The organism is Hylemonella sp. GW821-FHT12C09 (assembly GCF_058807395.1).
Genome location: NZ_JBXAQQ010000001.1, coordinates 417,939 through 433,292, shown reverse-complemented (window position 1 = coordinate 433,292; position 15,354 = coordinate 417,939). Strand labels below are relative to the sequence as shown.

Sequence of the window (15,354 nt, the reverse complement as noted above, 5' to 3'; positions counted from 1 at the left end):
CCGCTCAGGGTCTGACGCCGGGGGCCTCCAAAGGCAGGCCGCGGGCGCGGACTCCGAGGAAAAGTTCCAGTTCCACCAGTTCAGTGGCGCCCTGCGGCCAGGCCTGGGCGCGTACGCCACTCAGGCAGTTGCGCAGGCGGCGCTGCAGCGAACCCAGGCCCTGCCATTCGAGCCGGTACTGCGGGTAGCTGGTGGGATGCCCCTGCGGGATGGTGGTGCCGCCCAGGCGCTGGCCCCAGCGCTGCTCATGGCACTGCGCACAGGACAGATCGAGCTGACCCAGGCGTTGCGCATACAGCTGGCGGCCGCGCTCGATGTGGGGTTGCAGCCGCACATCCGCGGGCGGGGTGATGGGCAGGCCGCGTGACTGCAGGGCCACCAGGCTTTCCAGCGCCAGCAGCTCCTCGCTCTCCAGCTTCCAGGGGGTGGCCTGCTGTTGCGACTGCCGGCAGCGGTTGATGCGCTGCGCCAGGTTGATGGGCCCCTGCGTGGGTGTGTCGAAGGCCGGGTAGCGCGTCGCCACGCCACGCAGGCTGGTCACCTCACCATGGCAGCTGGCGCAGGATTTGTTGCTGGCGCCTGCGCTCTGCTGCCACAGGCTCGCCCCCTGCTGGACCCAGAGCATGGCCGGGTTGCGCGCGTCGTCGCGCTGCATGGCCTGTACGGCGGGCCCCATGAAATCGAAGTCGGAGCGGCGCTGGGCCTCGGGGATCTGCGCGTGCAGGGTGGGGGCCAGCAGCAGCGCCAACAGCAGTGCGCTGTACCGCTTCATGTGACGCTGATCGCCACGCTCTCGCTGTGACGCAGGCCCTGGTCCCCTTCCCAGGTGAAACGCAGCGTGCCGCTGGCCGTGGCCATGGTGTGAAAGGCGATCAGCGGGTTCGCGGCGATGGCGGCGGACAGCTCGGCGCTGAACACCAGTTCCTCGTTGTAGTGGCAACTGAAACGCTCGATGATGTTGCGCGGCAAACGCTGGCCGTCGGCGCCGGGACGAAAGCCGCTTTCCATCGGGTGCCCGATGATGGTGCTGATCTCGATCACCTCGCCGCGGCGCGCGGTCCTGGGAACCTTGATGAGGGTGCGCAGGCTCATTCCAGCTCCTCCAGGCAGGCCGCCAGCGTGACGATCACCTCGATCGTGTGCTGCCAGTAGCTGCCGTCACTCATGCGCGCCACCGCACTGAGCTTCTGCGTGGTGGCCAGGCGCATGCGCGTGGCCACGCTGGCGCGGCCGGCGCGCGGGCCCAGCGTGAAACGCACCACGTCGGGCTGCGGGTTCTTCTGGTTGAAGACGGCGATGGCCACCACATGGTCGGCCGCCGTCATGGGGCTGTCCACCTGCACGGCCAGCGGCACGGTGTTGCCGTTGTCCACCAGGGGGGCGATGTCCAGTTTCACCCGCCCGGCCTGCACCGCAGCGCCGCCGGTCCAGGCGCGGATGGCCTCGTCCAGCTGGTCAGCGGCGTGGGCCGGGCGCAGCAGCAGCCAGCCGCCCAGGCCGGCGCCGGTGTGCAGCAACTGGCGACGTGTGGTGGCAGGGCTCATTTCAATCCTTCAGCGTGGCGAGATAGGCCACCACGTCCTCGATCTGCTGGGCATTCAGGATGGGCTTGCCTTCCCAGGCGCGGCCCACGCGCGTGAGTCCTTCGCTCCGGTAGTAGGCCGGCATGATGCTGTCCGGGTTGAGGCGGCGCGGGTCGACCAGGCGCAGGCGCAGCTGTGCTGCGGTCCAGCGTTGGCCGGCGCCTGCCAGATCGGGGGCCAGAGTGCCCTGGAAGCGCTCCTCGGGAATCGGCCCCGCATGGCAGAGCAGGCACAGGCCGGCCTGGCGGCTGGCGACGATGGCCCGGCCACGCGCCGCATCGCCCACGGCGCCTTCCAGCGCCGCCGGAAGGCCCTCGCCAGCCACGGTCACGGCGCCCGCCCCCAGGGGCAGGGCCAGGGCCGTGGCGGCCGCGAGCCGGCGCAGCATCATGCCCGCCGCAAGTCCTGGCTCTTGATCGGCAGTTCGCGGATGCGTTTGCCGGTCGCGGCAAAGATGGCGTTGAGCACGGCCGGTGCCGCCACCGCGATGGTGGGCTCGCCCACGCCGCCCCAGAAGCCGCCCGAGGGCAGCACGATGGTTTCCACCGGCGGCATTTCGGCCAGGCGCATCACGGGGTAGCTGTCGAAGTTCTTCTGCTCGACGGCACCGTCCTTGACGGTGATCTCGCCATACAGGGCGGCCGACAGGCCATAGACGAAGGAGCCCTCCACCTGCGCCTCGATCTGCTGCGGATTGACGGCGTGGCCCGGGTCGGTGGCCGCCACGATGCGGTGGACCTTGAGCTTGCCCTCGGCGCTGACCGACACTTCGGCGCAGGCCGCCACGTAGCTGCCAAAGCCCATGGTCTGCGCCAGGCCGCGGAACACGCCGGCCGGGGCCGGTTTGTCCCAGCCCACGCGCTCGGCCACGGCGTTGAGCACGGCCAAGTGCTTGGGGTGCTTGTCCATGAGCTTGCGGCGCAGGGCCAGCGGGTCCTGGCCGGTGGCGTGCGCGATCTCGTCGAGGAAACACTCGAGGTAGATCGTGTTCTGGTTCAGGTTCACGCCGCGCCAGAAGCCGGCCGGCACATGCGGGTTGCGCATGGCGTGGTCGATCAGCAGGTTGGGGAAGCTGTAGCCGATCGAGGCCTCGGGGCCGGAGGGCGCCAGCCCCTGGTAGACCACCATGTCCTTGCCGTCGCGCATGGACTGCGGCGCCACCGTGGCCAGGATGGACTGGCCCGAGATGCGCATGTGCAGGCCGCTGATGTTGCCCTGCGCGTCCAGGCCGGCGGTGAGCTTGGCGCTGGTGATCGGGTGGTAGTAGCAGTGTTGCATGTCTTCTTCGCGCGACCAGATCAGCTTGATCGGTGTGCCCGGCATGGCCTTGGCCAGCTGTACCGCCTGCGTGACGAAGTCGCTGCGCCCGCGCCGCCCGAAGCCGCCGCCGAGGTAGAGCTTGTAGACCTCGCACTGCGCCGGCGGCAGGCCCGCGGCTTCGGCCGCGGCGGCCAGGGCCGCCTCGCCGTTCTGCGTGGGCACCCAGACGTCGCAGTGCTCGGGCGTCCAGCGCGCCGTGGCGTTCATGGGCTCCATGGTCGCGTGGTTCTGGTGGGGGTAGCTGTAGATCGCCTCGATCCTGCGCGGCGCGGCGCTGATGGCCGCGGCGGCGTCGCCATTGCTGTTGCCCACCGAGGTCGCCGGTACCGACAGATCGAGTCCGCCCTTGACCATGGCGGCGATGTCGGCCTGCGAGATCGCCGCGTTGGGGCCGTAGTCCCACTCGATCGTCAGTGCATCCAGCGCGGTCTTGGCGCGCCACCAGGTGTCGGCCACCACGGCGACGGCGCTGGGGCCGACCTGCACCACCTTCTTCACGCCGGCGCGCCGCAGGATGGCGGCCGCGTTGAAGCTCTTGACCTTGCCGCCGAAGACCGGGCAGTCCCGGATGGCGGCGTTGAGCATGCCGGGCAGGCGCAGGTCGATGCCGTAGTCCTGTGCACCCGTGGTCTTCTTGAAGGTGTCGAGCCGTGCCATGCGCTGGCCGGCGATCTTCCAGGTAGATGGGTCCTTGAGCGGCACGCTGGCCGGATCGGGCGGCGTGAGCTGCCCGGCGGCCGCGGCCACCCGGCCGTAGAGGGTCTTGCGGCCCGTGGGCGTGTGCGTGATCACGCCGGCGGCGACGCTGCATTCGGCGGCGGGCACGCCCCAGGCGTTGGCCGCAGCCTGCACCAGCATCACGCGCGCGATGGCGCCGCCCTTGCGCACGTAGTCATGCGACTCGCGGATGCCGCGGCTGCCGCCGGTGGAGAAGTTGCCCCAGATGCGTTTGCGTGCCAGGTTCTGGCCCGGCGTGGGGTACTCGGTGGTGACGCGCGACCAGCTGCATTCCAGTTCTTCGGCCACCAGCTGGGCCAGGCCCGTCAGCGTGCCCTGGCCCATTTCGGAGCGTGCGATGCGGATGACCACGGTGTCGTCGGGCTTGATCACCACCCAGGCATTGATCTCGGGCGCGTCGGCACGCATCGCACTGGTCTGGGCCTGCGCCAGGGGCACGTGGAAGCCCACCATCAGGCCGCCGGCAGCCGCACCTGCGCTGGACAGGAAACCACGGCGCGAGAGTTCGGGGTTCAGCAAAGAGGTGCTCATGTTGCGCTCCCTTCGGGATGCTGGATGTCCAGCCCCGCCTTGCGGGCGCCGCCCCCGCGCGCCGCGGTGTGGATGGCGGCGCGCACCCGGTTGTAGGTGCCGCAGCGGCAGATGTTGGTGACGGCCGCGTCAATGTCGGCATCGCTGGGCTGGGGACGGGTCTTGAGCAGGGCGGAGACGGCCATGATCATGCCGCTCTGGCAGAAGCCGCACTGCGGCACGTCCAGTGCCTGCCAGGCGCGTTGCACCGGGTGCGTGCCGTTGCGCGACAGACCCTCGATGGTCACCACGGTCTGGGTGGCCTTGACGGCGCGCAGCGGCATCACGCAGCTGCGCACCGCGTTGCCGTCGATGTGCACGGTGCAGGCGCCACACTGCGCGATGCCGCAACCGTATTTGGTGCCCGTGAGGTTGAGCTGCTCGCGCAGCACCCACAGCAGGGGGGTGTCGGGGGCCGCGTCGAATTCGCGGTCCTTGCCGTTGACGTTGAGTTTCGCCATCGTATGTCTCCTCGAAGGTGTGGCGTGCTGGGCCGGGTGATGCCGGGCCATGCTGTTTTATATGCCATTTCGCGCCAGCGTGCAGCGCGACGAGGGAGACAGGACGGGATTCAGGCAGCCTTGATGGCCAGTGTGCGACGGCGGGACTTGCTGGCTACGGGTTTACCCGGAATCAGATCGGCCAGGGTGTGCGCATCCAGATGCGCCATGAAGCCCTGGAGTGCGCCGCGCATCACGGTCGTGAGCCGGCACCCGCGTGTGATGGTGCATTCGTTGCCGGGGCCGAAGCACTCGACCAGCTTGAAGTCGCTTTCCATGCTGCGCACCACCTCGCCCAGGTTGATGGCCTCGGGTGGCGCGCCCAGGCGCATGCCGCCGCCCTTGCCGCGCACGGTCTCGATCCAGCCGGCCAGGGCCAGCTGGTGCGTGATCTTCATCAGATGCGCTTCGGAGATGCCGTGCACCGTGGCGATTTCCGCAATGGTGCACAGGCGGTCGGGCTGCTGCGCCAGGTACATCAGCAGGCGCAGCGCGTAATCGGTCATGCTGGTCAGGCGCATGGAACGCAGTCTTTCTGGTTGTCGGCACGTTCGTCGAGCGCCTTCATTTTAGTCGTCCCATCCGCCGGCATCTGGCGGGTGCGGGTTTCGGTGACGACTGGGCTCATGCCCGTTGGCCCAGCGTGACGGTGGCGACTTGTGGCTGGTGGTCCGGCCGCGGGCGGATCATCCACGGAAAGAAGCGCCAGAGATAGAGCGCGAGAGCCGCGATCCAGCACAGTGCCGCGCCCTGCAAGAGCGGCATCACGGGGCCCGACGGGAACAGGCCGGCCAGACGCAGCGCCACAGCGAGGGCCATCAGCCAATAGCTGGCCACCATGCTGCGGTCCGTCGCCAGCGGCCGGCCCAGATGGCCCAGTGCCGTGCGCGTGACCATGCCGATGATCATCAGCGAGAAGCCGCCCATGGCGATCACGTGCACATGCACGGCATTGCGCAGCGGCGCACCGGCGGCCTGGGCCGCGGCCACGAGCAGGCCGGCGCCCAGGCCCGCATACCCGGCGTACAGGATCCACAGCAGCGGCCGGCCGCGCACTGCCAGGGGCTTCCAGCCCAGCAACTGCCACAGTGGCATGGCGCCACACACCAGCAGGGCCAGCGCCAGTGGCCACCGCCATTGCAGCAGCACGAACAACACGGCCAGCGCGCCAGCACCGAGCTGCACCAGACCGCTGCGTTCGTGCATGGGGATGGTCAGGCCCGGCACGGCACGCATGGCGAAGAAGGGGATGACGCGCCGCCCCACCAGCAGGGCGACGACGGCCATGCACAACAGGCCGGCGTTGAAGCGCTGCATCAGCAGGGTGTGATCGCCGCCCAGCGCGGCCAGCAGGTACAGCACGTCGGTGACGCCCAGGGCCAGCAGCAGCAGCGGCACGGCGTAGTTGCGCCGGTTGCGGGTACCGTAGATCGCGCGTGCCATGGCGGCGGCCGACAGCAGGAAGAACGCCCCCTCGGCGCCGAAGCCGAGCCAGAACAGGGCGTGGCTGGGGAACAGCAGACCGATGCGCGCCAGCAGCCACAGCGCGCAGACGGCCAGCAGCGTGCCCGGTGGCGTGGGGTTCACGCCGGTCCAGTTGGCCCCGGCCGTCATCAGGAAGCCCACCGCGATGGTGGCGACGAAGCCCCACATCATCTCGTGCGCGTGCCAGGCCACCCCACCCAGCGGCCCGCGCAGCCACTGCGGTGCAAAGATCCAGAATGCCACCGCCACCAGGGCCCAGGCGGTGCCGGCCAGGTAGAGCGGGCGAAAGCCCATGTCCAGGAAAGCCCGTAGCGAAGGCCGGGGGCGGGCCGATGCGGCCGGTTCGTCGATCTGCAGCAGCGTGCTCATGGGGTCAGCTCCTGCAGCCCCGTGCTCGTCTCGGTGGCCGGGTGGGCCAGCTGGTAGCCGTACCACAGGCTGCCGGCGATGCGGTGCGCCAGATGGCTCACCCGCTCCCGCAGCGCTGAGTTGGGCAGTGTGGCGGCCGTCTCATCAAACAGCTGCAGCCAGTGCTGGAACAGCGCCGCCGTCAGTCCGGGCAGTGCCGCGTGCAGGGGCATGGGCGTGCCGTGAAAGCGCCGCGTGCCGCGCAGCGCCGACGACCAGAAGTCGCACAGCTTGGCCTCGTGGGCGGGCCAGTCATGGATGCGTGCGTTGAAGATGGGGCCCAGCTGCGCATCGCGGCGCACGCGCGCATAGAAACGTTGCACCAGCGTGGCGATCTCTTCTTCGCTGCAAAGTTGCGGGTCGGGCATGGCGATCTCTTTAAGATGTAAAACATATAGATCTTAACGAGAAAGTCCTCCCCCGTCGAACCCTGACGGGCACAGGGTCATGAGCGGGTGCTGGCGCGCAGCTGCTGCGCGGCCTTGTCCAGCCAGAGCTGCAGGCTGTCCAGCAGATCGATCTGGCTGAAGGAGCAGCTTTCCTCGGCGAACAGCGCACTCGACTCCAGGCGGTCGAGCAGGTCCAGCAGCACCTGGGTGTAGCGCGGCGGCAGGGCATCCAGCAGGGCCTGCTGGGCGCGGGCCTGCCGGCTGAACTCGGCCGGGCGGATGCTGCTGCGGCGCAGGGCGTCGAGTCCGCTCTGCAGGGGGGCGAGCAGGGCGTGGGTCATCGCTTGTAGCGGACCATGGTCCGGTTCAGGCCGGTGCGCGCGCATTCATACTGACCGGCTTCGCAGGGTGCACGGTAGTTCAGGCGGCCGGCGTGCAGCAGCCAGTGGGTGCCGAGCGTGCAGGCCAGGCCCAGCAGGGCGACGGCCAGCGCCTCGCCGGGCCGGCGCGTGAACAGGGCATAGGGCGCGCACAGGGCCAGGCTGAGGACGGCGGCGGCGATGACCAGCGAACCCATGTCCGGGTTGCCGAAGTGTTTCCACTCGGCGAACAGCAGGTAGGCAGCATCCGCCGCCGCGACCAGCACGATCAGGATGGCCAGGACGGTCTGCCAGATGGCGCCCGGCGCAGCTGTCCTGCCCTGGGGGGCGTCCTTTTTCTTGTCTTTGCTCACGCGGGTCCTCGGCAGGGGGTCGTCAGGTGGTGCGGGTCGGCCGCCCAGGGCGGAAGTCTTCAGTCCAGCCTGGCGCCGGATTTTTGCACGGCGGCGGCCCAGCGCGGCATCTCGGCGCCCAGGAACCTGGCGAAGTCATCGGCGCCCAGGAAGGCCGGGTCGGCCCCCTGGCTGATCATGCGGCTGCGCAGTTCGGGCTGGGTCATCACCTGGCGGAAGGCTTCGCTGAGTTTGGCCACCACGTCCTTGGGGGTGCCGGCGGGCGCCAGAAAGCCGTAGAAGCCCACGACTTCGAAACCCTTGAGTCCGCTTTCGATGACGGTCGGGATGTCGGGCAGGGCGGGGTTGCGCTCGCGGCTGGTCACGGCCAGCGCGCGCACCTTGCCCTGCTTGTGGTACGCCGCAGCCTGCGGAATGCTCTCGGCCATGAACTGCACCTGGCCGCCCATCAGATCGGTGAAGGCCGGCGCACTGCCGCGGTAGGGGATGTGCACCATGAAGAGCCCGGTGGCGTTCTTGAACATCTCCGGCACCAGATGGCTGATGCCGCCATTACCGGCCGAGCCGTAGTTGACCTGGCCGGGCCGCGCACGCGCGTAGTCCATGAACTCGCGCAGGTTGTTCACCGGCACCTTGGGGTTGACCAGCAGGGCCAGGGGCTGCATGGCGGTGCGGGCAATGGGCACGAAGTCCTTGAGCGTGCCGTAGGGCAGCTTGCTGTAGAGCGCCGGGTTGATGACCATGGTGCCCGTGTTGGCCAGCAGCAGGGTGTGGCCGTCGGGCGCGGCCTTCATGACCTCCTGCGCACCCACCGTGCCGCCGGCGCCAGCCTTGTAGTCGATCAGGACGGGCTGGCCCAGCACGGCCTGCAGCCGGTCGCTGAGCAGGCGGGCGTGCTGGTCCAGCGGGCCGCCGGCCGGGAAGCCGATCACGATGCGCACGGGCTTGCCGGGAAAGGTCTGGGCTGCGGCCGCCAGTGAGAGCAACAGGCCCGAGAGCAGGAGGCCGAGGTTCTTGCGCATGGTGAACTCCGTCAGTGATGAAGGGTCGGTGCCGGCAGGGGTGCTGCCTGCCCCCTTGGTGCATGGCCCTATCGTAACGACCGGAACCGGGCCGCGACATCCGGGTAAGTCTTGAGGGCCTGGGGTCGCATGCGCGACCGGGTATCGGGTGCGACCCGGATGCCGGATCGATGCGCCCGCGTTAGGCTGGCCGCCAGGAGGTAGAGATTTCCATGCGTTCCCACTACAAGTTCTGGCCCCACCGTCTGCCGCATGCGATCACGCCGCCGGCCACCTCGCTGTGGGACAACCTGGCCGTGAGCGCACGGCGCTACCCGGACAAGCCCGCCCTCGTCTTCTTCGGTCGCACCTGGTCCTACGCCGAGGTGCTGCAACAGGCCGAACGCCTGGCGGCCTTCCTGCACGGGCTGGGCGTGCGCAAGGGCGACCGCGTGGTGCTGAACCTGCAGAACTGCCCGCAGCTGGTCATTGCGCACTTCGCCATCCTGCGCGCCAATGCCGTGGTGGTGCCGGTCAACCCCATGAACCGCAGCGAGGAGCTCAAGCACTACATCAGCGACCCGCAGGCGAAGGTGGCCATCACCAGCGCGGACCTAGCCGCCGGTCTGACGCGCGCCAGCGACGAACTGCCGCCGGGCCAGGGCCTGGCGCACCTGGTGGTGACGCAGTTCGCCGAGGGCTTCGACCCGGCGCGCTCTGGCAAGGAGGCGCCCCCCGAGACCTGGCGCGACTGGCTGCTCACGCCGCACGCGCTGCCCCTGCTCCAGGGCGGGCAGGTGCATGCCTGGGCGCAGGCCCTGGCGTCGCCCGCGCCGCTGCCGGCGCTGCAGGTGGGGCCGGGGGACCTGGCCCTGCTGCCCTACACCAGCGGCACCACGGGCCTGCCCAAGGGCTGCATGCACACGCACGCCAGCATCATGCACAACGCCGTGGCCAGCGGCCTCTGGGGCAATGGCACGGCCGAAAACGTGACGCTGGCCGTGGTGCCCATGTTCCACATCACCGGCATGGTCAGCGTGATGCACGCGAGCATCTACGTCGGGGCCACGCTGGTCGTGATGCCGCGCTGGGACCGCGACCTCGCGGGGCGGCTGATCTCGGCGCGCCGCGTGACGCACTGGACCAACATCCCGACCATGGTGATCGACCTGCTGGCCAGCCCGAGCTTCGAGCAGTACGACCTCTCCAGCCTGGTCAACATCGGCGGCGGCGGCGCGGCCATGCCGCAGGCGGTGGCGCAGCGCCTGTACGAACAGTTCGGCCTGCGTTACGTGGAAGGCTACGGTCTGACCGAGACGGCGGCACCCTCGCACACCAATCCGCCGGACGCCCCCAAGCAGCAATGCCTGGGCATCCCTTTCATGAGCACCGATGCGCGCGTGATCGACCCCCTGACCCTGCAGGAGATGCCCCAGGGTGAGCAGGGCGAGATCATCATCCACGGCCCCGAGGTCTTCCAGGGCTACTGGCGCCAGCCCGAGGCCACGGCGCGGGCCTTCATCGAACTGGAGGGCAAGCGCTTCTTCCGCAGTGGCGACATGGGCCGCATCGACGAGGACGGCTACTTCTTCATGACCGACCGCCTCAAGCGCATGATCAACGCCTCGGGCTTCAAGGTCTGGCCGGCCGAGGTGGAGGCGCTGATGTTCCGCCACCCGGCCATCCAGGAGGCCTGCATCATCGCCACCAAAGACAGCTACCGGGGTGAATCGGTCAAGGCCGTGGTGGTGCTGCGCGCGAGTCACCGGGGGCAGGTCAGCGGGCAGGACATCATGGCCTGGTGCCGCGAGCACATGGCCGTCTACAAGGTGCCGCGTGTGGTGCAGTTCGTCGACGCCCTGCCCAAGAGCGGCACCGGCAAGGTGATGTGGCGCGCCCTGCAGGAGGCCGAACAGGCACAATCGCCCCCATCGTCCTGAGCCGGCCCGACCTCCATGAGTACCGACACCCCTGCTGCCAGCAGCACGCATGAAGACGACGCAGCGCGTCCCCAGACCGGCTGGCGTCTGCAGCTCTACACCGTCATCTTCGAGTCCGACACCCGGGCCGGGCGCCTGTTCGATATCTGGCTCATCGTCTTCATCCTGGCCAGCGTGCTGGCCGTGGTGCTGGGCAGCTTGCCGGGCCTGCCCGCCGGTCAGCGCAACATCCTCGACCGCCTCGAATGGCTGTTCACCGCGCTTTTCACCCTGGAGTACCTGGCGCGCCTGGCCTGCGTGCGCCAGCCGCTGCGTTATGCGCTGAGCTTCTACGGCATCATCGACCTGCTGGCCCTGCTGCCCACCTGGCTGGCGCTGCTGGTGCCCGAGGTGCATGCGCTGATCGACGTGCGCGTGCTGCGCCTGCTGCGGGTGTTCCGCATCTTCAAGCTCACCGCCTACCTGGCCGAGTTCCAGGCCCTGGGCGCCGCGCTGCGCGCCAGCCGGCGCAAGGTGCTGGTCTTCATCTCGGCCGTGCTGATGATCGTGGTGGTCATGGGTACGCTGATGTATGTGGTGGAGGGGCCGGCCAACGGCTTTACCAGCATCCCCACCGCGGTCTACTGGGCCATCACCACCATGACCACGGTGGGTTTCGGCGACATCACGCCCAAGACCGATCTGGGCCGTTTCATCGCCTCCTTCATGATGCTGCTGGGCTGGGGCACCCTGGCCGTGCCCACCGGCATCGTCACCGCCGAGATGACGGCGCGCCGCCTGGGCAGCCAGCCGGTCTCGCGCACCTGCCCCGAGTGCCTGAAAGAGGGCCATGCCCCCGAGGCGCACTACTGCCTGCACTGCGGCACGGCCCTGCCGCAACGGCTGCAGGACGGGGAGGGTGTCAAATAAGTCACGCCGCCGGCCGCTTTTTTGCTATCAAATTTGTACCTGTCGGCTGGACTGGGGCACAATCCGGTCATCTTTCCCAGGAATACGGAGTCCCCATGAAAAAGTCGCAAAAAGGTTTCACGCTGATCGAACTGGTCATCGTCATCACCATCATCGGCATCCTGGCCGCTATTGCCTTGCCGCGTTACATCGCCGTCCAGCGCGATGCGCGCGTGGCCAAGATGCAGGGCATCTATGGTTCGATCCGCTCGGCGGCCGCCTTGGCCCGCGCACGTTGTGAGCTCGATTTGGCGGCGGTGCCGGCCGGTACCTGCACGGCAGCGGCGGGTACGGCCAATATGGATGGTTCAAATATCCCGATGGTTAACCGTTACCCGGCAGCCACGGCTGCTGGTATCGCTACTGCGGCGGGTATTGATACGGTCACACCTGCCAACGATGGATTGGTCATCGTGGCCGGCCCCCCCATCCTGTTCCAGGCTGTCGGTGCTACGGCCGCAGCGACCTGCCAAGTCAGTTATACAGCCGCAGTTGCGGGTGCTGCACCCGCGATCGCTTTGGCCACCGGCGGCTGCTGATCCACACCCCGGTTCCCGCAAGGGGCTGGTCACGGCAGGCACAATGCCTGTCATGACCAGCCCCTTGTTTTTGCCCCCCGTCATCCCGCCCGGCGCACTGGACGCCACCCTGCAGCGCCAGGGCCATGCCGTGCTCGACGCCGCCGGCGTCTGCGCCCTGAGCGCCTGCCGGCTCGATGAACTTCTGGCCCTGCGCAGCCATTGGGATGAGCTGCCCCCGGACAACTTCCTGAAGGACGGCGGGCGTTACCGCCGCCGTCGCCATTCCTGCTTCGTGCTCGACGGTGAGCAGTTCACCCAGGTGCCGCACCGCGCCCACTGGCAGCCGCTGGAATACAACGCCTTGCACGGCGGCATGCAGCGCCTGTTCGAGCCCATGGCCCCGGCCATGCTGCAACAGCCGGCCTGGGCGCAGCTGCTGCGCTGGCTGGGGCGTGTGGCCTCGGCGCTCAAGGGGCAGCAGCCCTGGTACATCGAGGCGCATCCTTTCCGTATCGACACCACCGACGGCATCGGCCGGCCCACGCCCGAGGGCGCGCACCGCGATGGTGTGGACCTGGTGGCGGTGTTCCTGGTGGCGCGGCGTGGCGTGAAGGGCGGCGAGACCCGCGTGTTCGAGGCCGTGGGCCCCAATGGCCAGCGCTTCACGCTGAGCGAACCCTGGTCGCTGCTGCTGCTGGACGATGCGCGCGTGGTCCACGAGACCACGCCCATCCAGCCGGTGGCGCAGCCGGCCTACCGTGATACGCTGGTCATCACGCTGCGCGCCGGCGCCTTCCAGGGCGAAGACACAGTCAGCTGATACAACACAAGGAGTCGCCATGTTCAAGCACATCCTGGTCCCGGTCGATGGGTCGCCCACAGCGCAGAAAGCGGTCGAGCAGGCCGCGGGCCTGGCCCGGGCGTTCGGCAGCCGGGTCACGGCCATCTACGTGATCGACCCCTACCCCTTCACGGGCCTGGGCAGCGACTTCGCCTACGGCCAGGCCGAGTACCTGAGCGCCGCCACGGTCGAGGCCAAGGAGGCCACCGAGGCGGCGCAGGCCACCCTGGTCCAGGCCGGCGTGTCGGCCACCACACAGGTGATCGAGGCGCATGCGCCCTGGCGCGGCATCCTGGACACGGCCAAGGCCGTGGGGGCCGACCTCATCGTCATGGGTTCGCACGGCCGGCGTGGGCTGGAGAAGGTGGTGCTGGGCAGCGTGGCCCAGCGTGTGCTCTCGCATGCCCACCTCCCGGTGTTCATCGTGCGCGACTGACCTGCGTCTGGCCCGTCACCTCCGGTCGTAAGCTTACATACCATGCATGCTTATCTTTTGCAAGTTGGCGCATGCGCTGCGGGGTATGGCCTGTCGCATCCGCGCATCGGCGCTCCCGGGGCCTGCCGTCCACCGACGGCACTAGTTGTCGACTCCTGAGAATATTTGAGCGCAGGCCGCGCCGGTCGCTTCATCGGGTGCCAGTCGCGCCGATAATTTTTCCGTGATGTCGCCTCGGGCGATCCCCCTCAACAAGCGAACCAAAAAACAGAGGAGTTGCCTTGATGAGCAACAGTGCCACGCTGGCCACGCCTTCCCTGTCGACGAACGCACGCGTCGGTCACGAAGGATTCTTCACCTTTCACGGCTTCTGGGCCCCGGGTGTTCGGCTGTTCCGCCAGATGCGTTTCATGTCCAAGGCCCTGGTGATCTCCCTGGCCTTTGTGCTGCCCCTGCTGGTCATGCTGGGTTTCCAGGTCAACAACCAGTACCTCAAGACCATGCGCGACCGCGAGGCCGCCACGCGCCAGCATGTCGAGATCGCGCACGGGCTGCTGGTCTGGGCACAGGCCCAGGAAAAGGATGGCAAGCTCAGCCGCGAACAGGCCCAGGAACTGGCGCGCAATGCAGTCAGCCGGCTGCGCTACGAACGCGAGGAATACTTCTGGATCAACGACATGCACCCGCGTGTCGTCATGCACCCGATCAAGCCCGAACTCAACGGCCAGGATGTCTCGGACCTCAAGGACCCGAACGGCCTCAAGTTGTTCCAGGCCTTCGTCGCCAAGGTGCGGGCCGAGGGCAAGGGTTTTGTGAGTTACCAGTGGCCCAAGCCGGGCGAGAGCCGGCCCGTGGACAAGATCTCCTATGTGCTGGGCTTCGAGCCCTGGGGCTGGGTGATCGGCTCCGGCATCTACGTCAACGATGTGCAGAACGAACTCAGGCAGCAGGTGCTGCTCGATGCGGGCATCACCCTGTGCGCCCTGCTGTTCGCCGGTTACCTCTTCTTCTGTTTCTACCGGGTGATGGATGGCGGCCTGCGTGAAACACGCCGCCACCTGCGGGCCATGACCAGCGGCGACCTGACCACGACCCCCTCGCCCTGGGGGCGCGACGAGGCGGCGCAGCTGATGATCGAGCTGCGTTACATGCAGGACTCGCTGCGCGACATGGTGGTGCAGGTGCGCCACGCCAGCGACGAGATCGTGCGCTCCAGCACCGAGTCGGCCCATGGCGCCACCGACCTGTCCGCGCGCACCGAGCAGGCCGCCGCCAGCCTGGAGGAGTCGGCCGCGTCGATGGAGCAGATCTCGGCCACCGTCAAGACCACGCAGTCACACACCGAAGAGGCCTCGGGCGAGGCCCGGCGCAACGCCGAGTCTGCCGCCCAGGGCGGGCGCATCATGCAGGAGGTGGTGAGCACCATGGAGCGCATCCGCCAGTCCTCGGCCGAGATCGCCGAGATCATCGGCACCATCGACGGCATCGCCTTCCAGACCAACATCCTGGCGCTCAACGCCGCGGTGGAGGCGGCGCGCGCCGGCGAACAGGGCAAGGGGTTTGCCGTGGTGGCTGGCGAGGTGCGCATGCTGGCACAGCGCAGCGCCGAGGCCGCGCGCGAGATCAAGAAGCTGATCGGCGGCAGCGTCGAGCAGGTGGCCATCGGCGCCGGCGTGGTGCAGCGCGCGGGCACCACCATCGAGGAGATCGTGGTGTCGGCCCGTCGCGTCAGCGAACTGCTGGCCTCGATCGCGATCAGCGCGCGCGAGGAACGGGTGGGCATCGGCCAGGTGGGCGAGGCGATCCAGGAACTGGACCGCATGACCCAGCAGAACGCCGCCCTCGTGGAGGAGACGGTGGGTACGGCCCATACCCTGAACGAACAGGCGCGGCACCTGGCGGACCAGGTGGCCCGTTTCCGCCTGCCGGCCTGAAGGCGCC

The 15,354-nt window shown here is 68.6% G+C and carries 18 protein-coding genes; 6 read left to right on the top strand and 12 right to left on the bottom strand.

Features of this window, described 5'->3' with window-relative positions; genetic code table 11:
- Positions 1-4: 4 nt before the first annotated feature.
- From soxA to AC1RRP_RS02140, 12 genes are all read right to left on the bottom strand, one after another.
- The gene (gene soxA / locus AC1RRP_RS02195) at positions 5-772 is read right to left on the bottom strand and encodes a sulfur oxidation c-type cytochrome SoxA (RefSeq protein ID WP_493032802.1); all 768 of its coding nucleotides are present in this window, start codon (positions 770-772) and stop codon (positions 5-7) included.
- Positions 769-1,092 carry a thiosulfate oxidation carrier complex protein SoxZ gene (soxZ, locus tag AC1RRP_RS02190; protein WP_493032800.1) on the bottom strand — a complete coding sequence of 108 codons (324 nt, stop codon included), beginning with the start codon at positions 1,090-1,092 and terminating at the stop codon, positions 769-771. The genes soxA and soxZ overlap by 4 nt, the downstream gene beginning before the upstream one ends.
- Positions 1,089-1,544, bottom strand: a complete 456-nt coding sequence (locus tag AC1RRP_RS02185; protein ID WP_493032798.1) for a SoxY-related AACIE arm protein — start codon at positions 1,542-1,544, stop codon at positions 1,089-1,091. Before AC1RRP_RS02185 ends, soxZ begins: the two co-directional genes overlap by 4 nt.
- Position 1,545: 1 nt before the next feature.
- Entirely contained in the window at positions 1,546-1,974 is a 429-nt protein-coding gene (gene soxX, locus AC1RRP_RS02180) for a sulfur oxidation c-type cytochrome SoxX (protein ID WP_493032796.1), read from the bottom strand.
- Positions 1,971-4,172, bottom strand: coding sequence for a xanthine dehydrogenase family protein molybdopterin-binding subunit (locus AC1RRP_RS02175; RefSeq protein ID WP_493032794.1), 2,202 nt, complete (start codon positions 4,170-4,172; stop codon positions 1,971-1,973). Before AC1RRP_RS02175 ends, soxX begins: the two co-directional genes overlap by 4 nt.
- Positions 4,169-4,672 (bottom strand): (2Fe-2S)-binding protein, encoded by a 504-nt coding sequence (locus AC1RRP_RS02170; protein WP_493032792.1) that lies wholly within the window; start codon positions 4,670-4,672, stop codon positions 4,169-4,171. Before AC1RRP_RS02170 ends, AC1RRP_RS02175 begins: the two co-directional genes overlap by 4 nt.
- A 110-nt stretch (positions 4,673-4,782) precedes the next feature.
- Positions 4,783-5,232, bottom strand: a complete 450-nt coding sequence (locus tag AC1RRP_RS02165) for an RrF2 family transcriptional regulator (protein ID WP_493032790.1) — start codon at positions 5,230-5,232, stop codon at positions 4,783-4,785.
- Between the two features lie 103 nt (positions 5,233-5,335).
- A complete protein-coding gene (locus AC1RRP_RS02160) occupies positions 5,336-6,565 on the bottom strand; it encodes an NnrS family protein (protein WP_493032788.1) in 1,230 nt (409 codons plus the stop codon).
- Positions 6,562-6,972 carry a group III truncated hemoglobin gene (locus tag AC1RRP_RS02155; RefSeq protein WP_493032786.1) on the bottom strand — a complete coding sequence of 137 codons (411 nt, stop codon included), beginning with the start codon at positions 6,970-6,972 and terminating at the stop codon, positions 6,562-6,564. Before AC1RRP_RS02155 ends, AC1RRP_RS02160 begins: the two co-directional genes overlap by 4 nt.
- A gap of 77 nt (positions 6,973-7,049) precedes the next feature.
- Positions 7,050-7,334, bottom strand: a complete 285-nt coding sequence (locus AC1RRP_RS02150; RefSeq protein ID WP_493032785.1) for a hypothetical protein — start codon at positions 7,332-7,334, stop codon at positions 7,050-7,052.
- Positions 7,331-7,726: a hypothetical protein gene (locus AC1RRP_RS02145; RefSeq protein ID WP_493032783.1), complete on the bottom strand. Its 396-nt coding sequence runs from the start codon at positions 7,724-7,726 to the stop codon at positions 7,331-7,333. The genes AC1RRP_RS02150 and AC1RRP_RS02145 overlap by 4 nt, the downstream gene beginning before the upstream one ends.
- A 59-nt stretch (positions 7,727-7,785) precedes the next feature.
- Positions 7,786-8,748: a Bug family tripartite tricarboxylate transporter substrate binding protein gene (locus AC1RRP_RS02140; protein WP_493032781.1), complete on the bottom strand. Its 963-nt coding sequence runs from the start codon at positions 8,746-8,748 to the stop codon at positions 7,786-7,788.
- 212 nt (positions 8,749-8,960) lie between these two features.
- On the opposite strand from AC1RRP_RS02140, the gene AC1RRP_RS02135 reads away from it, so the two are divergent.
- From AC1RRP_RS02135 to AC1RRP_RS02110, 6 genes are all read left to right on the top strand, one after another.
- A complete protein-coding gene (locus AC1RRP_RS02135) occupies positions 8,961-10,667 on the top strand; it encodes a long-chain fatty acid--CoA ligase (protein ID WP_493032779.1) in 1,707 nt (568 codons plus the stop codon).
- Between the two features lie 15 nt (positions 10,668-10,682).
- Positions 10,683-11,576 (top strand): ion transporter, encoded by an 894-nt coding sequence (locus AC1RRP_RS02130; protein ID WP_493032777.1) that lies wholly within the window; start codon positions 10,683-10,685, stop codon positions 11,574-11,576.
- Positions 11,577-11,671: 95 nt separating this feature from the next.
- Positions 11,672-12,154: a type IV pilin protein gene (locus AC1RRP_RS02125; protein WP_493032775.1), complete on the top strand. Its 483-nt coding sequence runs from the start codon at positions 11,672-11,674 to the stop codon at positions 12,152-12,154.
- 52 nt (positions 12,155-12,206) lie between these two features.
- The gene (locus AC1RRP_RS02120) at positions 12,207-12,956 is read left to right on the top strand and encodes a 2OG-Fe dioxygenase family protein (RefSeq protein WP_493032773.1); all 750 of its coding nucleotides are present in this window, start codon (positions 12,207-12,209) and stop codon (positions 12,954-12,956) included.
- Positions 12,957-12,975: 19 nt separating this feature from the next.
- Positions 12,976-13,413, top strand: coding sequence for a universal stress protein (locus AC1RRP_RS02115; protein ID WP_493032771.1), 438 nt, complete (start codon positions 12,976-12,978; stop codon positions 13,411-13,413).
- A gap of 284 nt (positions 13,414-13,697) precedes the next feature.
- On the top strand, positions 13,698-15,347 hold the full coding sequence (locus tag AC1RRP_RS02110) for a methyl-accepting chemotaxis protein (protein WP_493032769.1): 1,650 nt from the start codon (positions 13,698-13,700) through the stop codon (positions 15,345-15,347).
- The last annotated feature ends 7 nt before the right edge of the window (positions 15,348-15,354 follow it).